The organism is Noviherbaspirillum saxi (genome assembly GCF_003591035.1).
Classification (GTDB): Bacteria; Pseudomonadota; Gammaproteobacteria; order Burkholderiales; family Burkholderiaceae_D; genus Noviherbaspirillum; species Noviherbaspirillum saxi.
The window spans coordinates 2,373,154-2,395,726 of record NZ_QYUO01000001.1 but is presented as its reverse complement, the minus strand read 5'-3'; the positions used below and the strand labels follow the sequence as shown (position 1 = coordinate 2,395,726).

Here is a 22,573-nt window from a genome sequence, read left to right as displayed (position 1 = left end):
TAAACAATAATGTTTATAGTATCTCCATGTTCAACGAATAAGGGAGGTGCGGTGAAGCAAAGCGAGTTCAAACGGTGGCTCGCTGACCAAGGGGCGACTTTCAAAGAAGGTGCAAGTCACACGAAAGTCTACCTAAATGGAAAGCAAACCACGCTGCCAAGGCACCCCAGCCATGAAATAACAAAGGGGCTAAGGCAGGCGATTCTGAAACAGCTGGGAATCAAATAGGAGGGCCCCGAAAGGGGCTTTCCAAGACTCGCGATGTAGCACGGCACCCATGGAGTGCATATGCGTTATCCAGTAAATCTAACGCCTGACGAGGGCGGTTTTTGTGTGTCGTTTCCGGATATTCCGGAGGCTTTGACTTCTGGCGTCACGGAAGAAGAAGCGATGGAAATGGCGCGCGATGCGCTGGCAACGGCGATGGAGTTTTATTTCGAGGATCGCCGGACAGTCCCTTTGCCAAGCAAGATGCGCGGGAAATTCCCGTTTGTCGAGCTTCCGGCGAGCCTATCTGCCAAGGTTTTGTTGCTCAACGAGATGTTGGCGCAAGGTGTAAAGCCTTCGGAGTTGGCGCGGCGCCTTGGCACTCGGCCGCAGGATGTCAATCGCCTCTTGGATCTGTCGCACTCGACAAAAATCGACACGATCCAAGAGGCATTGAAGGCGCTTGGCAAAGAGCTGGTGATCGATGTGCGTCGCGATGTGGCGTCCGCATGAGAATCCCTGCCCTTGTTCTATCCCTCCTGCTGTCGTAGCCTTTTCAATCAATCTGCCGCTGTATCGGTGGTATCTCCTACTATGGTAGGAGGGACTTCTTCGCCAAACTTCTCAACCACGAATGCACGCATACCAGCGATGAGCGGAGTCGGACCTTCTTGCGCGCCATCCATGCTGTGGATCGTCTCGAAGTATGCGCCACTGCAAGCGCACCATTGGCAGTCTTTCGCATGGGCTGGCGGCGGAAGCAAAACAATTTTCCCCCGCTCGATGATCGGGCCGCCAAGACTCCAATCCGTGGAATAGCACGGGATGTAGTCAAAGCCGACTTCCTGCCGACTGCCGTCTATTGGCAGGGCAACGATCTTGTCATGGCCACGCGCAACCCAGTAATCCAGCCAGACGCCATTCAGCTCAAATACTTTCATGCTGTTGGCCTCAGTGTGGGAAGGGGAGGGACGGCAAGCCGGACTTCAGGAAGCCGAGCCCACACTTCAGGAAAGTGTTGCTTTGCGCCGGCCATGAGTTCTTCTGGTGTGATCGTCAGCGACGGGGCATAGAACACGCTGTTGCAACCGCCGCGCTTGTCGACGGAATAATCCCAGAAGGCCAGCGCTGACATTCCCCAGCCACCCAAGCGAGAGATCGAGGCGACATAGCCGGTGGTATCATTCTGAGACGGCAGCTTGCCGTCGAAGTATTGAAGCTTTTGAAGAGTGCGGTCATAGATGTGACGCATCCCAGGCGCGAACAGATAGTGCCCGGGCTCTCTATGGCAACCGAAGTAGAGCCATGTCTTTCGTGGCTGATTTTCTGTCATTCTCTCTCTCTCTCTCTCTCTTTGAAATTGCTTGGACGTTCGCTTGTGCGGCAGCCAAGTGCCATAGGCCCATGTCCACATTGGTCAGCACGGCCAGCAACTCGCGTTTCTCTTGCAGGTAAGTCACGGCAAACGTCGGATCGTGTTTGACGATGCTGGATGTGTTGCTAATCAGATCGGCGCATTTGATCGTCTGGACCCAGTCTGGCGCTCGAGCGAGCCGCGCGCGACTTGCGGCCTTGCGTTCCTGCCGGTTGCCTTTCTCGAGGTCAGACAGCCAACGTACGCCGTCCGCTATTGGCATGCCAAACTTCTCGATCAGGGTATGGTGCTGCACTCCTTGATCTTCGACGCAGTCATGCAACCAGGCGACGGCAATCATCTGGTCACGCATGTGGTGTGGATAGGCGTGCGCGGCAGTCGCCACGATGCCGGCGACTTCGGCCAAATGATCGGAGTAGGGGTTGCCGGTATATCTCCGAACTTGGTTCTTGTGCACCTCACGGGCGAATAACATGGCAGAAAATGCAATATCGGCGTGCATGGTCAATTCGCCTTTCTCGCTGGCGCCGCAGCACGGAGGCCGGCAAGTTCGTCCTCAAGGCGAGAATTCTCGGCACGCTCGACATCGAGGAGGCGCTGCAGGTCTTGGATGCGTTCAATCAAGGATCCGACCACGAGCGGATCGGCCGCGGCGATAAACGCCTGATTGGCAGGGCTACAGAGTATGTCTGGCCAGCTCGAGTGCATGACGGCCGATAGGACTCCGCCATCCTTGCCATCGGCTCCGGAGAGTCGAAGAACGCTATTGCTTGTCCACCATTGCCACGGCCCGGGCGTCGCCGCATCCGCCAGGCGCATCAGTTCTTCAAGGTCGGTGTCGCAGGTTCCTGTGCTCATTTCTCATCCATTTGATGGTTCGGAAATGGCAATATAAGGCAGGTCAGAGTACCTATTGAGGCGCCTGGTATGGTGCTAAAATTTTCCAACGGCTCGCCTGAAACCAGCGTAAATCGCTGTGGATAACTCGTGCGTCGTTGGAAAATCCGAATTGGAGAAGTGAGGATTCATGCGGCCCAGCGCCGAGTTGCAGACGGGATTGTGATTCCTGTTGTCGCGGGTTCGAGTCCCGTCAGCCACCCCATAGAATTCAAACAAAAAGCCCAGTCTTCGGACTGGGCTTTTTGTTTTCAGGGGCACTTCCGGGCAGCATGAATTGGAGGAATATCCTTGGGTATGTACTTCACATTAACAATACGCAACACGACTGTTGTGTATATGCCTGTGCAGACTGATTTCAATGACATACCAGAGATACTAGTCTAATATTTCCTTACGGAAACAGATTTCCGACATACTTCCATAAGGAGACACTCATGCGTTTTACAAAATTTGCCGGTTTGGTTTTGACGGCTATGACAATATCTGCGTCCGCATTGGCTGACGACGCGGCCAACGCGACCGCGATGGTGAAAAAAGCGGTCAGTTATATCAAGGACCATGGTAAAGAAAAGGCGCTCGCAGAGTTTAGTAATCCTTCAGGCGAATTCAAAAAAGGTGAACTGTATATTTTCGTAACAAACGTCCAAGGCAAAATGCTTGCGCACGGTGCGAACGCAAAGCTGATCGGTAAAGATTTGATGGACTTAAAAGACGCAGATGGCAAACCGTTTGTCAAAGAATATACTGACTTGGCCAATGCAAAAGGTAGCGGTTGGTCCGACTATAAATGGGTCAATCCGAATACGAAGGCCATCGAGCATAAATCCACGTATGTACAAAAAGTCGATGATCTTGTAGTCGGCTGCGGCATCTACAATAAGTAAGATAACCAATTCCAGCTCTTCAGGCAGTAAGGGATATTCTGATTCGGTGTTCCCTTAAGGTGTCCTGGGATCTTGAAAAAAAAGCCTGGTTTCTGTAACCAGGCTTTTTACTTTCTTGCGACGGCTCTGTGATTTTATGCGTACGCAATTCATCGTAAGCGCATCGGAATCTTCAAGCACTCGTCGCAATCTGCATTACCGGAGGATGCAATCCAAGCAGCTTGGCAAATGCAGTTTGCAATGCGCTCTGGCTACCCGTCGTAAAACCGCTCATCGTCCCGCTTCCTTCCAGGCGCAGCAATTTCTTTTCTGTCAGCAGACGCACCAGTTGTCGTGCCACCGGCTCGCCGGTATCGACGATGGTGATCGGCCTCGAGGTGACATGCGCAATCACTTCTTCTATTAGGGGCTGAACGAAAGGGTAATGTGTGCAACCCAGTACCAGCGTGTCGGCGCCTTGTTCGATCAATGGCGCAACGTAGCCGCGCACCAGCGTAGCGGTGGTCGCCGAATGCAACTCACCTTTTTCGACCTGATCGGCGAGCCCAATGCATGGCTGCGGGATAAACACCACGTTGCTTGCAGCCGTGATTTGCTCGCGCAATAAATTGAATTTGGTGCTTGCCAGAGTGCCCTTGGTCGCCATTACACCGACCGTGCCGGTCTTGGTCAGCGCGGCAGCCGGCTTGAGACCCGGTTCGACTCCGACCACCGGTAAGGTGGGATAGCGCTCGCGGATCGCACGGATTGCAGCGGCGGTCGCGGTGTTGCATGCGACGACCAAGGCCTTGGTCCCGTACTGCATCAGGAACTCTGCAATCGCCAGCGAACGCGCGACGATTTCTTCTTCCGGACGTCCGCCATACGGCGCGAACCCGGAATCTGCAAAGTACAGCAGTTGTTCGTTCGGCAGGCAGGCGTGAATGTATTTAAGGACCGACAAGCCACCAATGCCGGAATCAAAAATACCGATGGGGGCCTCGGCCCCCATCAGCTTCGTCGCTTGAGAAGTGACGTTCACCGCTTCAGTATCCTGCTTATGCAACAGTCACGGGAATCTTGGCAAGATTGCCGGTCGCAATGCGTTCCTGCCATTCCTTTGGACCGGTGTTGTGCACCGAGATGCCGTTGGAATCGACCGCGACCGTGACCGGCATGTCCTTGACTTCAAACTCATAGATCGCTTCCATGCCGAGGTCGGCAAAGCCCACCACCTTCGCGCCCTTGATCGCCTTGGATACCAGGTAAGCCGCGCCGCCGACCGCCATCAGGTAGGCCGACTTGTGCTTCTTGATCGACTCGATCGCGACTGGACCACGCTCGGCCTTGCCGACCATGGAAATCAGGCCGGTCTGCTCCAGCATCATGTCGGTGAACTTGTCCATGCGCGTGGCCGTGGTCGGGCCAGCCGGGCCGACCACTTCGTCGCGTACCGGATCGACCGGGCCGACGTAATAAATCACGCGGTTGGTAAAGTCGACGGGCAGCGATTCGCCCTTGGCCAGCATGTCCTGGATACGCTTGTGCGCAGCGTCGCGGCCGGTCAGCATCTTGCCGTTAAGCAGCAGTGTCTGGCCCGGCTTCCAGGAAGTGACTTCTTCCTTGGTCAGGGTGTCCAGATTGACGCTCTTCGATTGTTCGGTATCAGGTGTCCACTGCACGTTCGGCCAATTGGACAATGAAGGCGGCTCGATGTAGGCAGGACCGGAACCGTCGAGCACAAAATGCGCATGGCGGGTTGCCGCGCAGTTCGGGATCATCGCTACCGGCTTGGATGCGGCATGCGTCGGGTGCATCATGATCTTTACGTCGAGCACGGTAGTCAGGCCGCCCAAGCCTTGCGCGCCAATGCCGAGTGCATTGATCTTGTCGCACAGTTCGATACGCAATTCTTCAGTCTTGTTTTGCGGGCCGCGCTTCTTCAGTTCATACATGTCGATGTCTTCCATCAACACTTGCTTGGCCATCAGCATCGCACGTTCCGCGGTGCCGCCGATGCCGATGCCGAGCATGCCTGGCGGGCACCAGCCTGCACCCATGGTCGGCACGGTCTTGAGTACCCAGTCGACGATGGAATCGGACGGGTTCAGCATGACAAACTTGGACTTGTTTTCCGAGCCGCCGCCTTTGGCCGCGACCTGCACGTCGACGGTGTTGCCCGGAACCAGTTCCATGTGCACGACCGCAGGCGTATTGTCCTTGGTGTTCTTGCGCTCGAATTGCGGGTCTGCCACGACCGACGCGCGCAAGACATTGTCGGGATGGTTGTAGCCGCGCCGCACGCCTTCATTGACCGCATCGGTGATCGAGCCCTTGAAGCCTTCGAAGCGCACTTCCATGCCGATCTTGAGAAAGACGTTGACAATGCCGGTGTCCTGGCACAGCGGACGGCGTCCTTCCGCGCACATGCGCGAATTGGTCAGGATCTGCGCGATCGCATCCTTCGCGGCCGGGCTCTGTTCGCTTTCATATGCGCGCGCCAGGTGCTGGATGTAATCAACCGGATGGTAGTAGCTGATGTACTGGAGCGCGGCTGCAACCGACTCGATCAGGTCTTCTTGCTTGATGGTAGTCATGGTGATATTGGCTAGGATGGCTAGGGTCAGTGGGAATGCTTGGAATGGCTCGTGGTGTGCGCCATCAGACGATCGCTATACGCGATCGCTATGGCCGACAGCAGGAAAGTGATATGGATGCCGGTCTGCGCGAGCAGGGTCTTGGCATCATATGCGCCGGCATTGATGAAGGTCTTCAGCAAATGGATGGACGATATGCCGATGATTGCGGTGGCGAGTTTTACTTTCAGAACCGATGCATTCACATGCGACAGCCATTCCGGCTGATCGGGGTGGCTTTCCAGATTCATGCGCGACACAAACGTTTCATAACCGCCGACGATAACCATAATCAACAGGTTGGAAATCATGACTACGTCGATGAGGCCGAGCACCACCAGCATGATGGTGCTTTCATTGAGCTTGGTCGGACGTACGGCGCCATCGATGGCGACTGCATTCAGGATATGCTCGAGCGCGGCCTGATTGCCCATGGCTGCGCCGATCAGGTCCACCAGTTCCACCCAGAAGTGATACACGTAGACGCCTTGCGCCAGAATAAGGCCGAGGTAGAGCGGCAACTGCAGCCACCGGCTCATGAAAATCAGGTTCGGCAAAGGGCGGATGGGCCGGGAAGCCTTGGAGGTTTCGTGCTCGAGAGGTTTCATGTCGCTAGTCATTTTTGAGTGAAACAAAACCCCAGCATTTTACACGCGTCAACGATGAAGCTCTTGCGTATTCCATGCGATGCAACTATGGCAAGATCAGACCGGATGTGGCATGGTAAAAGCCGATCTGAAAAAGCCGATCACGACCGTTCGCACGCCTTTGGTGCGTGTGGACCTGTTCGTCCATGGGGGTGTAAGGCTTGAGTAAGTGTAAAAGTTTACCTTCGTAGCAAACTAACATCTCGCGGGAGACGCTCATGGCAGACATCGAAACCCTCAAGCAGGAAAATCGCATCTTTAACCCTCCTACCGACTTCGTCAAAAACGCCACCATCTCTGGAATGGAAACATACCAGGCGATGTGCGCCGCGGCGGAAAACGACTATGAAGGTTTCTGGGCCAAGCTGGCCAATGAAAACATCGAGTGGCGCAAGCCATTCACTCGTACCCTGAACGAGACCGATGCTCCCTTCTATAAATGGTTTGAAGATGGACAGCTCAACGTCTCCTACAACTGTCTCGACCGGAATTTGCAAAACGGCAATGCCGACAAGACCGCCGTCATTTTTGAAGCCGATGACGGTCAGGTAACCAGGGTCGCGTACAAGGAATTGCACGACAAGGTTTGCCAATTTGCGAATGGTCTGAAATCGCTGGGCATCAAAAAGGGCGATCGCGTCGTGATCTACATGCCGATGTCGATCGAAGGCATCGTCGCCATGCAAGCCTGCGCCCGCATCGGCGCAACCCATTCGGTGGTGTTCGGCGGCTTCTCGGCAAAATCGCTGCAGGAACGCATCATCGACGCAGGGGCGGTTGCGGTCATTACCGCCGATGAACAAGTGCGCGGCGGCAAGCAGCTGCCTTTGAAGTCCATCGTTGATGAAGCAATCGGCATGGGTGGTTGCGAACACTTGAAGAACGTCGTGATCTATCAACGCACCGGCACCAATATCAATTTCGTGCAGGACCGAGACCGCTGGTTAAAGGACGTCGTCGCCAACCAGGACAGTACTTGCGAACCGGAATGGGTCGATGCCGAGCACCCGTTGTTCATCCTGTATACCTCCGGCTCGACCGGCAAGCCCAAGGGTGTCCAGCATGCCTCCGGCGGCTATCTGCTGTGGGCCATGCTGACCATGAAGTGGACCTTCGACATCAAGCCCACCGACATTTTCTGGTGCACCGCCGACATCGGCTGGGTCACCGGCCACACCTATATCGCCTATGGCCCGCTGGCCGTAGGCGCAACCCAGATCGTGTTCGAAGGCGTGCCGACCTACCCCAACGCCGGCCGTTTCTGGGACATGATCGCCAAACATAAGGCCACCATTTTCTATACCGCGCCCACCGCGATCCGTTCGCTGATCAAGGCCGCCGACGCCGATGCCGAAGTGCATCCAAAGAAATACGACCTGTCCAGCCTGCGCCTGCTGGGGTCGGTCGGCGAGCCGATCAATCCGGAAGCCTGGATGTGGTACTACCGCAATGTGGGCAATGAACACTGCCCAATCGTCGATACCTTTTGGCAAACCGAGACTGGCGGCCACATGATCACGCCGCTGCCGGGCGCCACACCGATGGTGCCGGGTTCATGCACGATGCCGCTGCCAGGCATCATGGCCGCGGTGGTCGATGAAACCGGCAACGACTTGCCGAATGGACAGGGCGGCATCCTGGTGGTCAAGCGGCCCTGGCCATCGATGATCCGCACCATCTGGGGCGATCCGGAGCGGTTCAAGAAGAGTTATTTTCCGGAAGAGCTGGGCGGCAAGATTTACCTGGCTGGCGACGGGGCGGTGCGCAATGACAAGACCGGTTACTTCACGATCACCGGTCGCATCGACGATGTCTTGAATGTGTCGGGTCACCGCATGGGCACGATGGAAATCGAATCGGCGCTGGTGGCCAATCCGCTGGTGGCGGAAGCGGCGGTGGTGGGCAAGCCGGACGAGACCACGGGCGAATCGATTTGCGCATTCGTGGTGCTGAAGCGGGCGCGGCCGAGCGGCGAGGAAGCCAGGCAGATTGCCAAGGAATTGCGCGACTGGGTGGCCAAGGAGATTGGTCCGATCGCCAAGCCCAAGGAAATCCGATTTGGCGACAATCTGCCCAAGACCCGTTCCGGCAAGATCATGCGCCGCTTGCTGCGCGTACTGGCCAAGGGCGAGCAAATTACGCAAGACATCTCCACCCTGGAAAACCCCGCGATCCTGGAGCAATTGAAAGAAGCGCAATAAAGAGTAAGAAAGAATAAGCCATACGCGGAATACCCGCCGCAAAAAGCCGAGAGGAGACAAGAAAGCCGGTGAGGCCACAAGCCTGCACCGGCTTTTTCTTTGCATCAAATATTGCCTGCTGAAAAAATGGAGAAAATTTTCGAATGTTTGCTATAATCTGCGGCTTCGTGAAAGCGAAACCAGAATCCAGGAGAGGTGGATGAGTGGTTTAAGTCGCACGCCTGGAAAGCGTGTATAGGTTAATAGCCTATCGGGGGTTCGAATCCCCCCCTCTCCGCCAAGAAGCAATGCGTAAGTCCTTGATTAAAAAGACTTACGCATTTTTTTCGTCTAGTGTTTGTGGGGCTGAATGAGTTGAAATGGGCTTTGGAATGACAGCTTTTTCGCCAGCCTTTTAGAGTCCTAGACGCTCGTTGAGATCAATCAGCCAGCATTGTTAGGCATAAAAATAACGAAATGCTATAGTTGTGCTTATGAGCTTGGATTACTTATTTCCCATTACTGAGTCACACGCAATTCAGAGCGTGATATTTGTCTTGGAATGGCAGGGCGAAATTTCTGACAGAGCTTTGCAAGAAGTCCAAAGTCTTGGACAAAGCTTAAAGTCCCATTTTCCGATAAGCACGGTGCAAAAAGTGGTTATGGTCAATCTTGACCAAGCTACAAGTGGTTCTCCTGCTATTCAGCAAAACGGCGATGCGATGGGTGGAGTTGTTTTCCAACGTATGGGGAAATTTGGCCAAGTTGCAAGCCAAATGGTTGTTTCTCGAAATAATTGTCTCATTGCTATTAATGAGTACAGTCGTTGGGACGCAATTCTAGAAGCCGTGATGCGATACTACAAGATTGTTTTGCCTCCGATCCTTAGGGAGAAATCGATCGGTTCTATTGCCTTACAGTATAACGATATGTTTACCTGGAAGGACGAACCGGCCAATCTCAATCTGCGTGAAGTATTTAAAACCGACACTCCCTACCTTGCTCCTAATAGTTTCGAGCAGAAGGGCTTGTGGCACTGTCATCATGGCTTCATACGTGATTTGGAAGGAGTAGATGGTACGTGTTTGGACAATATAAATGTCAGTGTCGTCAATAATCAAGACGATCGGGCTATTCAAATTTTGACCTCACACAAGCTGACGCTAAACAGTCCATTGCGAATAGCGACAAAAGACTATCTGCAATCGATTGAAAAGTATCAAAACATACTTCACCAAGAAAATAAACTGGTTCTCGGACAACTTTTATCCGAAGAAGTATGCGAAAAAATTAAGCTGAAGAACCAAGCTGATACCCAAAATTAAGGGATAACAATGGAACCACTTTCGACAATCGCGTTGCTTGCCTCATTGGCTTTGCCTGCGACTGCTTTACCTAATTGGGGTGCAGGGAAAAAGTCTAAAGCTGCAGGCATTGATACGTCTCTTACTCAAATGTACTTTGATACAGCTGCACCTGAAGCGACTTATGAGCCGCCACTCAGTGCAATTGAAACCTCAAATACCTATGTAGTGGCGACAGGGGATGTCTTGTCGCAGTTGTCTTCATTCGCAAAGTTAGAGCCGGGATGGGACGGTGCTGATAGCGTTGTTCCTGCAAGCCAAGATATTGAGGCGGCTTTGGATTTTGTACTTTCAATGCCGCCAGTGCTTCCTTTGCCAAAGGCGATGCTTTCAGCAAGTGGAGAACTAGGCCTCTACTGGGACGATAACGACATATATATCGATATTGCCTTCGAACCTGAAGGAAAGATATCTATATATTCCAAAATTCGTTCGACCGGAAAAGAGAAGTTTTACGATTCAATTGATACAACAAGTATTAATTCGAATTGGTATTTCGATACCTTGGGCGACCTACTCATTCCGCATGGGTACGCTCTAGCCGCGTAGGTGCAATAGTCGATGGATTGCATCGAGTTTTTTTCTCAAAATTCCGGCAATAAACAAAAATGCAAGGATCTGCAAAAACTTTCCCAAGAACAGCTAGTTGGGTGGGAAGGTGAATCTGCGTCCGCGCACTCGCCTGGTCCAGTGCAGGACAATGAAATCTTGTGCCGTCAAATTGTGAGTCCAGTTCACTACGACCCGGAGACAAACTCTCTTACTGCGGCGGCGTTTTCCGATGCTTCAAGTTTCGGTATGTCTGTGAATAGGCTAGCCCATGCGTCACAGGAATATATCGAAGAACTCGGTGAGAATAGAGTATTTAGACACAATCAGGGTAATCCCGAAAAGGAGCGTCTGTACCTTGGTACAATCCAATTTCTTTGCGCTGATGTTCGCCAAATTACCGTTCAATTTGAAACTGATCCAGCTCCGCTTCGCGGTTTTGGCGTATATGACACTGCTTTAGAAACAGATCGCTCGCATGCGGACATCTGCGAACTTGTTCACCAAAAGGCACATACGCGAAGCATCCGTTTGAGTCTGCGTGACTTGGCAAATAGGTTCATTGCTGGTGTTTTTCCTCAGCCACAACTCAATTAGTCGCTTGGGGTGTCGTTCTCTGATTTGACCCAGCAAACATTGCAACGGCCTTATTGCCAGCCTCCGGCTGCGCGTCCTTAATCCACTTCCCATAGACCCGGGCGATCATCGTCCAATCCTTGTGCCCCATTTGCTGTGCAACCCACATCGGTGACTCGCCAGCAGCGAGCATCATGCTGGCGAATGTGTGCCGTGTTTGACACCGGGGGTTCGGTCCTTCGTCATTTGCACTTGCTTTATTCCTTAGAGCCTCGTCTGATTAGAACTCCCAAGCCCATTGTTTACCTGCGCGGTGCTGTTCAATTCGCTTGCAATATTCCTTTCCTGGTGCTGGTCGAAATGACGACGCAATGCGTTCAATTTGATCAAAAAGCGATGGCTGAACCTTCAGCTGTTTGGCCGCAGCGTCAATTCGGAGCCTCAGCGTGCCTCGGTCTATTGCGAGATAACCGGCTAGCCGCCGGCGCACGTTTTCAAAATGCCACAGAATAACGTTGTAGGCCACGGACTGCGAATACGATTCAAGAATCCTTTCTTCGGCCGCCCGCTTCGCCCGTTCTGCCTCACTGGTTACTTCCTGGCGGTGAGCGAGTTCATCCAGGGGGTCAATCGCTACGTCGGAATGTAGCAAGTCACACAGGGTGAATGCCTCACCGTCCTCGTCAATTCCTGCTGCGTCAATGCTGACTGTCTGCGACCGCTGCGCACGCTTTTCCCAATCGTATTTGACCGTCAAGGTACCCAAGATAAGTGATTGATCCGCAGGGTCTAGCCAGTCGATTGGTATCCCACGTTTAGCCCCATGGTATTCAGCTACAACCCATGCTTCGTTGTGCAGGTCTTCGACCTCCAGGTCACCGTTTGTCGCTGCGGCAATTCCGCGAAAGTCTCTAACTTTCTGTCGGAGAAAGGCAGCATAAGCTTTGTAATCCATAAATGATGAAAAAAAGACAACGTTATACTTTATAAATGATGCCGGTCTTTCAAGCAAGGAGCTGACGCGTTTCGTTGAAAAAAGAAAAATTAGGAATGATGAAATGCCAGCTTTTCGCCAGCATTTTTGCAAATACTAGAAATGTAGCGATACTTCGGGGGTTCGAATCCCCCCTCTCCGCCGGTCATGCAAGGCCTCCGTATGGAGGCCTTTGTTTTTCCACATGACGGTGGCAGGACAACGTTTTTGAAGCGGCATGCCTTGGCTATTACACCGTGCCAATTTCAAGCAATCTTCCAGACTTCGCATTTCCCTTGAGCCCAGTCATGCTCTCGTAACAAGAGTCTTATACACTTGATTCATCTGCTGTACATGCAACCGATATGCATGATGGCAGTTCGGTACGCCTCGACCAACTATGGAGAGGCGTACCATCCCTCCCGCCGTATATCTTCCTAAAGCTTTTCGCCAGAGCTTTAATTTCATCGTCTGCTCAGGCCGAGATGCCTTTAATCCGTATGGAAAGCCTCTTCGCTTTCTTCATCGGTTCCATCCTCCGTTCGTTCATATTCGGCAATTGCCTGCGCGCCGAACAGGAAAAGAGTTGCTGCGATTTCCAGGCTTAGCAGGACGAAGATCGCTGTTGTCATCGACCCATATACCACACTAACTTGTGACAGGGTGGCAAAGTACCACACCAGAATGTGCCTCGTGATCTCCCATAGCAGCGCCGCCGTGACGCCGCCTATCAAGGCGTGGCGCAGCGATAGGCGGCCGACCGGCATCACCATATAGACCGAGGTCAGCATCAGTATTTCGCCAACCAGGCCAAGCAGGTAAAGCAGTACGCCGGACAATCCGCTCAACGACCAGGTTCTTCCAAGCAGGTCGACGCTTTCCTGTCCTATCGTTTGCAGGCTACCGGCGACGAGGGTGGCAATCAGCAGGCCAATACCCAGCGACAGAATGTAGCAATACGGAAGCAGGGCGGAGATCATGAAATGCCTGCGCCTTATCGATACCCTGTGAAAGAAAATTACCGACATCGCATTTTCCAGAACAGTGAATGCGAGCGAGCTGAAAAAAATCAGCGTGAGAAGCAGCAGCCACCCGACTGCTTCGCGGTGCGCCATGAATCCGGCAAGTTCCTCGATCACGGCCTGCGATTGGCCCGGGATAAGCCATTCCAGATACCGGCCAATCGTCAACAGCAACTCGCCCTGATCGACAACGTGCGAGAGAGCGATGACAGTCACGATCAGCAGGGGAACGATCGACAGGAGGGCATAATAGGCGACGGCACCTGCCAGCAGCAATCCCTGATTGGCGCGAAACCCCTTGAGCGTCCGTAATGCGAAGGCGCCCGGGCGCTCGATCATGAGGCGGGTTCTGCGGTCGGTTATCGGCATGGCGAGAACCTGTTCTGCACTTGGCCTGAGCGCGATACCTTCCTGCGTCTGCCAGAGTTCTGGTGCACTGCGTGTGTCCATTCGATAACCGCCACCGGAGCATTACCTACATATGGATCACAGAGATGATTTGTCCCGGCGATGGGCCCGGCATAACAGCGGATCCTGGCGGAGTGTGCATATATTTGCTCGGCGTCAATCGCTAATGTGTTCGGTGTCACATCCACGTCATGGGCCGCTTTCTATAATTTCAGCTATCGGAAAAGTTTATGTATATAGGGGGAAATCATGGGAAGGTCTCTGCACAACAAAATACGTCTCAAATCTACATCCTTATTGCCGGGTATAGAAAAACTGCGACTGGCAATGCACAAGGCGGCATGCTCGCTCGGCATGCGCTTTACGACGGTCAAAAGCTGCAAATAAGATCGCAGGAAATCTGTCGCCGCATCGACTCAATGTCTACAATTCTTGCTGCGACTGTGCGTCATTACCGGCCGGAGCTTGGTCGTCCGACGTTGAATGCTGCGGATGATCGTCGAAGAACGCCTTTTCGATCACCGGATAGTAGACGGTATTGCGATACTTCTGGCGGAACCACCGACTCCAGTCGGCGTCCTGCCGCACGGCTTCCTGCAGTTGTTCCAGCTCCTTGATCTGTCTGTTTTGACGGGCGACTTCCTCCTGCAAGCGGATGATCTTCGCTGCCGCTTGTTCAACCATCGCCGCAAGGTCGTCCAGGCTGATTTCTCTGTTCGTCGCTTTGTGTTTTCGGTCTGTCATCGATCGTGTTCGTTGTTGCCGGGCGTGAGCCCCGAGATAATTAGGTAATTAAAGCGATGCGCGGTTCCTTCTGTCGCGCCGGTCGCCAGCGTGGACGGAAATTGTAGGATAGATAGGGCGCTACTGCATGGCGCAGCGCCCCAATGCCCCCAAGCGGGAACGGTAGGAAATAAAATTTTGACTTGCCTGCAGGATCGACCTTATAATTCCGCCTCCTTTCCCTGATAGCTCAGTCGGTAGAGCGACGGACTGTTAATCCGCAGGTCCCTGGTTCGAGTCCAGGTCGGGGAGCCAGAATTCCAGATGAAAAGAGCAGGCACATGCCTGCTAACGCAAGTCAAAGACTCATCCACGGCAATACATGCGTGGGTTCCGCCAAACATTCCCTTTAATCCTCGGGCTATACCTTATCGCAGGCTGCTGCAGCTTGCGATGGCAAGTCTCGTTCCAAGCCGATTAGATCTGCGCATTTTCGGTTGGGATTTGCTTTTCGTCCGTGCGCTGTTGCTGTGCTTGTATTGGCCCTGACTTACGTACGCCAAAGAACCACGGAAAACAACAGGCGATTGCTGCTCCAATGTAGACCCACGCCACCACGCACATCACTTTCATGAACAATAATGTGGAATCTTCATTCATAGCATCCCCAAGGCGTTCAGTGAATGTAGTCATATTGAAACCTTTAAGTAACCAGATGTTGATGTGGCTTAAAGGAAAGCATGGACGGTTTGTACGCCTGAGAGGCATGCGGGACACGCATACCGCGTGAGTGCGCCAATCAGACTGAACGAAAATAGCCGTTTCATGAAAAACGTCCTTGAAGTCACAAGGATGGACGCTAAATCATCGCCTTTCTTCCGGAAGCATGGGGTATGTTTGCTTCCTTTGCCGGATGGTGTACTATTGCCTATCCCCATCCCAGACACGGGACTTGATAAGCCGGCCACGAGCCGGTTTTTTATTGGCAGGACTTAACCGCCGTGCAATGGCACCCATGTGCGAGACAATTGTAAATCGCATAAAGAACCGGAACTTCCATCAGGATTACCGTACGAAGCACACATGACGTGCAAACGGATCATGGGGTTCTCGATGCCTGCCGCTGAACATACTGCAAGACAACTTGAAATATTGGTAGAAGCTGCCTGTCATTACGGCCTGGTGCTTGAATTGCTATCGGTTATTCATGAAATGCAGAATGGACGTCAGCTCGATGCGGAGGATGAACAACTGGTCAATGTGGCCTCGGTCGCATCGTTGCTTGCGAAGGTGGAGCGCTCGCACCGCGGAATCGACACCGAAGAAGAGGATTGACTAGCAAGCTCTCATCATTCTATGACTATGGAAGATTGCGTGATGTAACAGGACGTGGCGAACGCTTGCGACGTCGGCACGCGATGATCAGACTTTTCGAAACAGCTTGCGCCCCAGGTGATCCCACCATCCAAAGGCTTTTTGCAGCATCTTTAATATCGGATGCGAGTGACCGCGCCGGGAAAGAAAACTGCTTGCGGACGAATGATGGCGCGAACGGCGGGATTTCCTATGAATGGTACGGCCTATGACAAAGTCGACACCATCGATGCCGGCGGCCGAATGCTGATTCTGCGCTTCCGTGCGCGCTATCCACTCGTCGTGTTCCCGTCGCTTGGCGGGATCGGATAGTACGGCATACGCTGAATTAATGATCTGGATGACACGGATCGCGTCCGGATTGTCGCTATTTCGATCAGGATGATATTTTTGCGAAAGCGTCTTGTACGCCGCCCGAATCACTTCAGGTGGTGCGTTGCGTGCGACCTTCAGGTTGTCGTAATGCGTGTGGATCTGTGCCATCGGCGGCAATCCGGATAGAGGTTACATGAAAAATCTAGTGATTCGGCTTAGCCTTATCTTGCATTCATGGTAAGTGACACGATACGTTATACCATTGCAATTTATCAAGCGGCGTATTGATTTCGGTCGTCTTGCCGAAAGCGCTTACTACACTTCGCCTTTTTTCAGCATCATCGTGCCGATTTGGCGGGCAACTTCTATCGCCTGTTCGTAGGTGTCTAAAGGGGTATCGGCTGCACGTCGTTTTTCAAGTACACAGCGAAAATCTCCGGCTAGGTCATCAAATTTCAAGATCGTAATAAAGGGATCCCATTGTTTGCCCCCGGCAACTTCATGTGCAAGCAAATGGATCTGATACTTTCCGATAGTTTCTATTTGCATAAAGCTTCTTCGCGGGAAAACGACGCTGTTATGAATGCGCTCCACCCATTGCTCCACCTATTCTCATCGAGCATTTCAGCGCGCATGAATGATGCCATGCACAGGTTTGGTAAGAGATATCTGCATCAGAGGCTTATCGGCGTATTGTTTCGAGTCTGAAGTACGCAATCGGTTTCAGGTATTCCACCATGCACTCAGCAAACCGATCAGATAGGTGGTCGCACCGCTTATGCCTGCGATAGTTGCTGCGGTGTGAAACTCATTCATCGCGATTACCACGGTACTTCCCATTGCAGCTAACCCGATGATGCGCAGTGTTCGATACTGTTGGAGCGGATGCTCCGAAATAGCATCAGTGTCTGAAATTTTCGAACTGTTCTCGCCAGGCACCGGATAACCGCAGTCAGGACATGACTTTGCTTGATCCGAAAGACGGCATTGGCATTGTAAGCATGACATCAGGCGCATGGGTTCTTGCAAGTCGGTGCTTGCGCCACTTGGCTTAGTACAGGAAGAAAAGCACATTATTCGCGCACGACCTGGACCGGGCTAGCCATAGATATGGGAGATGCACTGGCTAGATGCACTGGCTGTTGATCTAAAGTAATCACGATCCGAGGTCAAGCTCCCCATTTGAAGCGGCATAATTTTTGCAAATGATCGATGGCAATTCGGTTCGCGAGCCTGAGCCGAAATTGATCGCGCGGATACTTCACAGGCTTTCATTTGCACGTCATAAAGAGCCTGCACACTACGAGTCCGCTTGGTTAGGCCGATGCTTGAAGGTATGAAGGGTGTAGGGCTCTTGGCACCAGTCACGATACCGAGGCACTGGCATGACGAATGCCTACCGGAGAACTGTGATGAACATAACGATGCAAATGATCGACGCCGCTGTGAAGAAAGCGACCGAAGCCGGGCTTCTCCCACGACATGCACGTCAGGAAGACTTGCATATCAATCAGGAACTCATGCGCATAGTGCTTCAATCTGCGCTTGAAGCTGCGCCGGGGGCACAGACCGTTAGTGGTGATGTGGACCCTTCCATTACAGAAGAGGAGGCGGCAATGCGCAAGCGTCTCTTGCTGCCTCTCGGATTGTTGCAGATTCGACGGCGATTTGCGTGAACCGGACAGTACTGCGCCAAAATTTGGCCGTCATGTTCCATGTCTTTGCCAAGTTGCCCACATTTGTTGTGGTTAATCCTGTGGATAACCGTCAGTCAGCAATGGCAAGGCATTGATTCGTAAAGAAAAGATGGCGCTGATCAAATTCGATGCAGCAGACATGACGTCTGGCCGGGTCGCAGCCAGACGCAAGCCTTGAAGGGAAGCTTATAAATACTTGGCGAAATAAATTGCCGGGAAGCTTACCGCCGTCCAGTATTCGACGGTGGATTTGATGAGATATTCATTGAACGAATAGACGGTTTGGTATTGGTCGATGTATGTTTGCATGTTATGGCTCCTCCCTGTGCGGATAAGCAATGTATCAAGCGATCAGTTCGGTGCATTTGCGCTACGTCAACCTTGCATCGTCCGTATCGGATGGTGAGCGCATCGGTCCTTCGGCAAGGACTTCGGCACGCATGCGCGGAAGGTATTCCGGATACTCGCGTTGAACGAAATCGATCAACCCTTCGCGCACACGACATCTTAAATCCCATGACCGGCCGGCGTCGCCGGCGCTGACCAGAACGCGTATCTGCATCGCGCGCTCACCGGCGTCGACCACTTGCGTCAGGCATAAGCGCTTGTCCCATTCAGGTGCTTTGCTGCAGATGCGTTCAGCTTCAAGGCGCAGTGGTTCTACCGGCATGCGATAGTCGGCCCATACCGTCACCGTACCCAGTATGTCGGAATTCGTTCTCGTCCAGTTTTGAAAAGGGTTTTCGATAAACCACTGCAGCGGCACGATCATCCGTCTCTGATCCCAGATACGCACGACGACATAGGTGCCGGTTATTTCTTCAACCTGTCCCCACTCGTTCTGAACGATGACCACATCTTCCAGCCTGATCGGTTGAGTCAATGCGATCTGCATTCCCGCGAGGAGATTGCCCAGTACCGGCTTTGCGGCAAAGCCGACCACCAGGCCGGCTACGCCTGCGGAGGCAAGCAGGCTGGTGCCGATTTGGCGCAGGATGGGCATGGTCGACAATGCAGTGCCGGTGCCGATAAGGATAATGACTGCCATGACCGAACGTGCCAGCACCCGGGTCTGGGTCTGAATACGACGCGCCTGCAGGTTATCGGGGACATCGGCTGGATTGAATTCGATGATGGTATGCGCCACTGCACGTACGCATCGAACTCCCAGCCAGGTGACCGATGCGATCAATGCAAGCGCCGCAACGTGTCTGGCCGTCGCAATACCCGGAAGGCTATCGGCCGCATTGCGCAGCAAGACCTGTGCTATTAGCAGGAAAAGAACCGTGCCTGCGGCGCGATGTCCATATTGCACAAGCCGGCGCGAATAGGGCAGCGATGCGGCAAGGCGCTGCAGGATATTCACCGCAACGCTATGTATCACCGCTACCACCGGCACGGCGATCAGCAGCTGGACCACGACACCGATCCACGGCATATGATTAATGAGCAGGATCCACGGCACTACAGTGAGTGCGATAGCATCGAGCCATTCCGACGAGGGATTGTTCATCGATTCACGGTGGTGGCGATGCAATGGAAAACGCCAACGAATGGCCAGCATCGTCCATCAATTGCAAGGGAAGGATTGGCTTGCGCGCATTACGCCGGCGACCGTGCGTGCAAAGCAAGAATAAAACCGTCATGGGAAAAATCATTGTGCGGTTCTATGTCCGCCACGACGACTTTTCCTGGGAAGGAAAAGGCTACTTGGCCTTTGCGTTTTCAGCGGCAACCGGATTGTGGTCAGGGACCGGGTCTTCGTCTGGAGTGGGACTCTGGTCAGGGGTCGGCGGATCGCCTGGGACAGGGTCTGGCGGCACCTGATGATCTTCAAATTTCGACATGATCTGCTCCAATACAATTGGCTTTATCGTATCGCGCCTGTACAGGAAGACCTTGAGCGACCTCAGTGAAGAGGAGATTTGCATCATGCGGTATACCGTTGGCGGTCTGCACACTGACGCATAAAAAGCGCGCGTGTCTTGCGTTGTTTTCTGTTGCTTGCAGATCAATGGTGGCCTGCCGATGGCTGAGGACCGGTACTTCGGCATCATATCGCTGCAGTCACCGCCTGCGACCGGGCTGCCGCCATAGATTCATGCAGTAGCCCATGAGATACCGCAAGAAAGACGTTCCTGCCAAAACCTTGCCATGAAAAGGCAACTCTCCTGCCACCGCCACTCCGTGTACGCTTGTCGCTGGCGCAGAGGACTTGTCGAAAAGCTGTGACAACTGCGTCGATCGCAGCACGGCGGCATAAGATCAGTAGCCGCCAGTGCGGGGATGGCGAACGTCAGGACGGCGAGCTGGTCTTCGGCTTGAACTGCTTGTCGCTGATGCGGAACTTGTTGCGACGATCGCCCATCAACTGGCGCAGATCCCTGATACTCAGATCCGACACTTCATGCATGCGGATCAGAAGCGAGGCGCCGACCGGCAAGCGGCGATGGCGGATCTTGCTGATCAGTGGGGGCGCGACTTCGAGTGCGCGAGAGAGAGCCGCATCGTTTTTCAGGTTCAGCTTTTCGATCAACGATTCCAAGAGATGATTGGGATCGTATTGGAACTGTTCTGACGCGTTCATTTCTTTAGCTTGGTTCATGTGGACTATTCCCCATTGTGGTTCGATCTGAGGTTTATTCTGACTATTCGCTCAGATGTCTTTTTGATAATTCTCAGAGATGCTTGTTTCTGCATCCGCCCGAGAGTGTGTACTTGCGTAATGCGTACAACCTGATAAAGACGAGCGTCAGTCCGCGTATGCTTATTACACGCTTTTATGCGAATCGACGCCTTATACCAATCCTGACCCATAACGTGACAAATGAAATTGATGGATTTTTTCGACTGCCAAGGCGCAGAGGGAGTCAATAGCTGTGCTATTGACGACGAGTGCAACGCGGGCAGGCGGCTCGGCGCCCCCAGAAAAAGACGCGATTTCATGTCATGTTATGGGTCAGGATTGGTATTACAGCTAACAAACTAAACGAAATAGGCTGCGCCCAATACGAGTGGGGAACCGCTGACGCCTGCCACAACGAGGCGGCGCGCCACACTATGGATCTGGTCTTCGAATGTGCGGTAGGTTTCCATGAAATCCAGCTGGCCGCCTTTCATGCGGCGCAGATGGGCGAGGGCATTCTTTGACACTACGCATTCGCGATCGACGAAACCGACTTCGACCGTAAAGGTCACGCCTTCTTCCGCGACGCGTGGCTCCGACATTGTTCTGTGCATCGTTGTCTCCATAGATTGAGGGTTGCAGAAACGGAACCTCGATGTGCTTGATGGTAATGAGCCAATACATGGAAGTTTTGACACCACTCAACTTCTCGACGCTATATATGCGACATGGCGCAGGTGCTGCACGAATGATTCGATTGGTACGGGCCTCTGCCGCACTTTTTATGCAGGAGTCTGGAATAACGTCAGCTCCCGCTCGTCTGAAGCTAACATGTGGCGAAGGATATCCGGCCGACGCAGCGATCGTTCCCGGAATCGTTACCATCATATGAACAGTGATATGCTGGCAAATGCAACACAAGATGTACCATGATCGAAGCGGCTCGACTGCAGATCATCATCAGAACAGACTTCACCTCCGTATGCGCATCCACTGCGCATACGGATCTGGCCTTCTCATGGAGACGAAAAGATGTACCTGGACCACCCCAAAATCAGTGCCACCAACAGCAATACCGAGCCGGACAGGATTGAACGCCTGAACCGTGTGTACGGTTACGCATTGGCCGTTGCCGATGGCGTCGGTGATCAGCAGTTCCTTGGCAAGCTGTCACACCTGCACGATCACAAGGGGACGCTGATAGTAGTCTGGTTTGAAGAACCGACTAGTGAACAGAAGGTATATTGGGAACAGGCGTGGATGAGCAAGGTCGGCGATGAAACCGCGCAGGTTGAACATGAGGTGCGGCCGCCAGCCGTATAAATAAAGCCGGGGCCCGGACACGGGTTGTCAATCGCGCTGAAGGAGGCAATCGCTCGTTGATGTCTACGCGTCCAATGAGCGGGCTTACTTTGACGAGGGCACCAGAGTGATGACGTTGGTGCTCGATATCTGATCCTGTATCTGTTCGATTTCGGCAAGCAGCGTCATTAGTGCACGTAACCACGGATAGCGGTTGAAGCGCGCTGTACGATTTGTCAATTCGAGGTCGGCGATGAATTGCGGCGTCATGACATGCGGATGCCGGGTGCTGCATACGCCGCCATGAAGCTGGGCACGTTTGCCGAGATAGGCGAGTGCGCAGGCACGCTTGTAAGCGTCAGCGCTGCCATAGCGCTCGATGATTGCCGGAGTCTCCTTGCTGCGATTGATACAGTACAGGTAGGCCTTCCAGTCGCCTTCGCGGATTTCGATAGCTGTCGACCTGGAACCGGCTGTCGACACAATTTCATTCGAATCAAGTACTGCTGACACGCGACCTCCCTGGCATCATGATGTGGGGTATATTCCCTGTGGATTTTGAGTCGTTGGACGCGGCACTGCCGAAAAAAGTTCATTGGGGAAACACGACGTTTCGCAGGCGTTCCGCTGGATGCATCCTGCTTAAATCGGCCAGGCGTTTACACCGGCTGACCGAATGCGAGCGGTCCCGGATTTTTGTCCTATACCAATCCCGACCGGTAACGGGACAAATGAAATCGATGGATTTTTTCGACCGGCATGGCGCAGGAGGAATCAATAGCGGTGCTATTGACGACGAGTGCAACGCAGGCAGGCGGCTCGGCGCCCCCGGAAAA

General features: G+C 53.2%; 28 protein-coding genes, 2 tRNA genes and 2 pseudogenes. 12 read left to right on the top strand and 20 right to left on the bottom strand.

Annotated features, from left to right (window positions below):
• Window positions 1–9 precede the first annotated feature (9 nt).
• Window positions 10–228, top strand: a complete 219-nt coding sequence (locus tag D3871_RS11165; RefSeq protein ID WP_420799640.1) for a type II toxin-antitoxin system HicA family toxin — start codon at window positions 10–12, stop codon at window positions 226–228.
• A gap of 60 nt (window positions 229–288) precedes the next feature.
• The gene (locus D3871_RS11160; protein ID WP_119768949.1) at window positions 289–720 is read left to right on the top strand and encodes a type II toxin-antitoxin system HicB family antitoxin; all 432 of its coding nucleotides are present in this window, start codon (window positions 289–291) and stop codon (window positions 718–720) included.
• A gap of 47 nt (window positions 721–767) precedes the next feature.
• Here the strand turns inward: D3871_RS11160 and D3871_RS11155 are convergent, their stop codons facing one another.
• The 4 genes from D3871_RS11155 to D3871_RS11140 are packed head-to-tail and all read right to left on the bottom strand — an operon-like array spanning window position 768 to window position 2,440.
• The gene (locus D3871_RS11155) at window positions 768–1,148 is read right to left on the bottom strand and encodes a phage protein NinX family protein (protein ID WP_119768948.1); all 381 of its coding nucleotides are present in this window, start codon (window positions 1,146–1,148) and stop codon (window positions 768–770) included.
• Window positions 1,145–1,459, bottom strand: coding sequence for a hypothetical protein (locus tag D3871_RS11150; protein ID WP_119768947.1), 315 nt, complete (start codon window positions 1,457–1,459; stop codon window positions 1,145–1,147). The genes D3871_RS11155 and D3871_RS11150 overlap by 4 nt, the downstream gene beginning before the upstream one ends.
• Before the next feature lie 31 nt (window positions 1,460–1,490).
• The gene (locus D3871_RS11145; protein WP_119768946.1) at window positions 1,491–2,084 is read right to left on the bottom strand and encodes an HD domain-containing protein; all 594 of its coding nucleotides are present in this window, start codon (window positions 2,082–2,084) and stop codon (window positions 1,491–1,493) included.
• Window positions 2,085–2,086: 2 nt separating this feature from the next.
• Window positions 2,087–2,440: a hypothetical protein gene (locus D3871_RS11140; RefSeq protein ID WP_119768945.1), complete on the bottom strand. Its 354-nt coding sequence runs from the start codon at window positions 2,438–2,440 to the stop codon at window positions 2,087–2,089.
• Between the two features lie 476 nt (window positions 2,441–2,916).
• Between D3871_RS11140 and D3871_RS11135 the strand changes: the two genes are divergently transcribed.
• Window positions 2,917–3,366 (top strand): cache domain-containing protein, encoded by a 450-nt coding sequence (locus tag D3871_RS11135; protein WP_119768944.1) that lies wholly within the window; start codon window positions 2,917–2,919, stop codon window positions 3,364–3,366.
• Window positions 3,367–3,538: 172 nt separating this feature from the next.
• Here the strand turns inward: D3871_RS11135 and murI are convergent, their stop codons facing one another.
• Genes murI through D3871_RS11120 form a run of 3 tightly spaced genes read right to left on the bottom strand, consistent with a single transcriptional unit; the run spans window position 3,539 to window position 6,589 of the window.
• The gene (gene murI, locus D3871_RS11130) at window positions 3,539–4,357 is read right to left on the bottom strand and encodes a glutamate racemase (RefSeq protein ID WP_119770032.1); all 819 of its coding nucleotides are present in this window, start codon (window positions 4,355–4,357) and stop codon (window positions 3,539–3,541) included.
• Window positions 4,358–4,403: 46 nt separating this feature from the next.
• Window positions 4,404–5,942, bottom strand: coding sequence for a fumarate hydratase (locus tag D3871_RS11125; protein ID WP_119768943.1), 1,539 nt, complete (start codon window positions 5,940–5,942; stop codon window positions 4,404–4,406).
• Between the two features lie 26 nt (window positions 5,943–5,968).
• Window positions 5,969–6,589, bottom strand: coding sequence for a TIGR00645 family protein (locus D3871_RS11120; protein ID WP_119768942.1), 621 nt, complete (start codon window positions 6,587–6,589; stop codon window positions 5,969–5,971).
• Between the two features lie 257 nt (window positions 6,590–6,846).
• Here D3871_RS11120 and acs point away from each other — a divergent pair, with 257 nt between their 5' ends.
• The 5 genes from acs (at window position 6,847) to D3871_RS29740 (ending at window position 11,318) form a co-directional block, all read left to right on the top strand.
• Window positions 6,847–8,829: an acetate--CoA ligase gene (gene acs, locus D3871_RS11115; protein ID WP_119768941.1), complete on the top strand. Its 1,983-nt coding sequence runs from the start codon at window positions 6,847–6,849 to the stop codon at window positions 8,827–8,829.
• A gap of 189 nt (window positions 8,830–9,018) precedes the next feature.
• Window positions 9,019–9,109: transfer RNA gene (locus D3871_RS11110), tRNA-Ser, on the top strand.
• A gap of 193 nt (window positions 9,110–9,302) precedes the next feature.
• Window positions 9,303–10,133 carry a TIGR04255 family protein gene (locus tag D3871_RS11105; protein WP_119768940.1) on the top strand — a complete coding sequence of 277 codons (831 nt, stop codon included), beginning with the start codon at window positions 9,303–9,305 and terminating at the stop codon, window positions 10,131–10,133.
• 9 nt (window positions 10,134–10,142) lie between these two features.
• A complete protein-coding gene (locus D3871_RS11100) occupies window positions 10,143–10,721 on the top strand; it encodes a hypothetical protein (protein ID WP_147376782.1) in 579 nt (192 codons plus the stop codon).
• A gap of 12 nt (window positions 10,722–10,733) precedes the next feature.
• Window positions 10,734–11,318 carry a hypothetical protein gene (locus tag D3871_RS29740; protein WP_147376781.1) on the top strand — a complete coding sequence of 195 codons (585 nt, stop codon included), beginning with the start codon at window positions 10,734–10,736 and terminating at the stop codon, window positions 11,316–11,318.
• Here the strand turns inward: D3871_RS29740 and D3871_RS31860 are convergent.
• From D3871_RS31860 to D3871_RS11080, 4 genes and pseudogenes are all read right to left on the bottom strand, one after another.
• A pseudogene (locus D3871_RS31860) lies at window positions 11,311–11,517 on the bottom strand (hypothetical protein); the annotation flags it as partial. The gene D3871_RS29740 and the pseudogene D3871_RS31860 sit on opposite strands and share 8 nt — an antisense overlap.
• 60 nt (window positions 11,518–11,577) lie before the next feature.
• Window positions 11,578–12,309, bottom strand: a complete 732-nt coding sequence (locus tag D3871_RS11090) for a hypothetical protein (RefSeq protein WP_147376780.1) — start codon at window positions 12,307–12,309, stop codon at window positions 11,578–11,580.
• A 452-nt stretch (window positions 12,310–12,761) separates the two neighbouring features.
• Entirely contained in the window at window positions 12,762–13,631 is an 870-nt protein-coding gene (locus D3871_RS11085) for a YihY/virulence factor BrkB family protein (protein WP_119770031.1), read from the bottom strand.
• Window positions 13,632–14,123: 492 nt separating this feature from the next.
• Complete coding sequence (locus tag D3871_RS11080) at window positions 14,124–14,444, bottom strand: hypothetical protein (protein ID WP_119768937.1); 321 nt, start codon at window positions 14,442–14,444, stop codon at window positions 14,124–14,126.
• Between the two features lie 218 nt (window positions 14,445–14,662).
• Between D3871_RS11080 and D3871_RS11075 the strand changes: the two genes are divergently transcribed.
• Window positions 14,663–14,738: transfer RNA gene (locus tag D3871_RS11075), tRNA-Asn, on the top strand.
• Between the two features lie 162 nt (window positions 14,739–14,900).
• Here D3871_RS11075 and D3871_RS11070 read toward each other — a convergent pair.
• The gene (locus D3871_RS11070) at window positions 14,901–15,116 is read right to left on the bottom strand and encodes a hypothetical protein (protein ID WP_147376779.1); all 216 of its coding nucleotides are present in this window, start codon (window positions 15,114–15,116) and stop codon (window positions 14,901–14,903) included.
• A 408-nt stretch (window positions 15,117–15,524) separates the two neighbouring features.
• Here D3871_RS11070 and D3871_RS11065 point away from each other — a divergent pair, with 408 nt between their 5' ends.
• Window positions 15,525–15,758: a hypothetical protein gene (locus D3871_RS11065; RefSeq protein WP_119768935.1), complete on the top strand. Its 234-nt coding sequence runs from the start codon at window positions 15,525–15,527 to the stop codon at window positions 15,756–15,758.
• 297 nt (window positions 15,759–16,055) lie between these two features.
• On the opposite strand, the pseudogene D3871_RS30810 reads toward D3871_RS11065, so the two are convergent.
• A pseudogene (locus tag D3871_RS30810) lies at window positions 16,056–16,280 on the bottom strand (J domain-containing protein); the annotation flags it as partial.
• A gap of 147 nt (window positions 16,281–16,427) precedes the next feature.
• On the bottom strand, window positions 16,428–16,718 hold the full coding sequence (locus tag D3871_RS11055; RefSeq protein WP_119768934.1) for a hypothetical protein: 291 nt from the start codon (window positions 16,716–16,718) through the stop codon (window positions 16,428–16,430).
• A gap of 806 nt (window positions 16,719–17,524) precedes the next feature.
• Between D3871_RS11055 and D3871_RS11045 the strand changes: the two genes are divergently transcribed.
• Window positions 17,525–17,788 (top strand): hypothetical protein, encoded by a 264-nt coding sequence (locus D3871_RS11045; protein WP_119768932.1) that lies wholly within the window; start codon window positions 17,525–17,527, stop codon window positions 17,786–17,788.
• Window positions 17,789–17,995: 207 nt separating this feature from the next.
• Here D3871_RS11045 and D3871_RS31325 read toward each other — a convergent pair whose 3' ends face one another.
• The 5 genes from D3871_RS31325 to D3871_RS11025 form a co-directional block, all read right to left on the bottom strand.
• Complete coding sequence (locus D3871_RS31325; protein ID WP_274381723.1) at window positions 17,996–18,118, bottom strand: hypothetical protein; 123 nt, start codon at window positions 18,116–18,118, stop codon at window positions 17,996–17,998.
• A gap of 61 nt (window positions 18,119–18,179) precedes the next feature.
• On the bottom strand, window positions 18,180–19,373 hold the full coding sequence (locus D3871_RS11040) for a mechanosensitive ion channel family protein (RefSeq protein ID WP_233575578.1): 1,194 nt from the start codon (window positions 19,371–19,373) through the stop codon (window positions 18,180–18,182).
• 142 nt (window positions 19,374–19,515) lie between these two features.
• Window positions 19,516–19,656: a hypothetical protein gene (locus D3871_RS30190; RefSeq protein WP_158597909.1), complete on the bottom strand. Its 141-nt coding sequence runs from the start codon at window positions 19,654–19,656 to the stop codon at window positions 19,516–19,518.
• A 449-nt stretch (window positions 19,657–20,105) separates the two neighbouring features.
• A complete protein-coding gene (locus D3871_RS11030; protein WP_119768930.1) occupies window positions 20,106–20,414 on the bottom strand; it encodes a hypothetical protein in 309 nt (102 codons plus the stop codon).
• Between the two features lie 380 nt (window positions 20,415–20,794).
• The gene (locus D3871_RS11025; protein WP_147376778.1) at window positions 20,795–21,049 is read right to left on the bottom strand and encodes a hypothetical protein; all 255 of its coding nucleotides are present in this window, start codon (window positions 21,047–21,049) and stop codon (window positions 20,795–20,797) included.
• A gap of 418 nt (window positions 21,050–21,467) precedes the next feature.
• Here D3871_RS11025 and D3871_RS11020 point away from each other — a divergent pair, with 418 nt between their 5' ends.
• Window positions 21,468–21,758 (top strand): hypothetical protein, encoded by a 291-nt coding sequence (locus D3871_RS11020; protein ID WP_119768928.1) that lies wholly within the window; start codon window positions 21,468–21,470, stop codon window positions 21,756–21,758.
• A gap of 84 nt (window positions 21,759–21,842) precedes the next feature.
• Here D3871_RS11020 and D3871_RS11015 read toward each other — a convergent pair whose 3' ends face one another.
• Window positions 21,843–22,250, bottom strand: a complete 408-nt coding sequence (locus D3871_RS11015; RefSeq protein WP_147376777.1) for a hypothetical protein — start codon at window positions 22,248–22,250, stop codon at window positions 21,843–21,845.
• Between the last annotated feature and the right edge of the window lie 323 nt (window positions 22,251–22,573).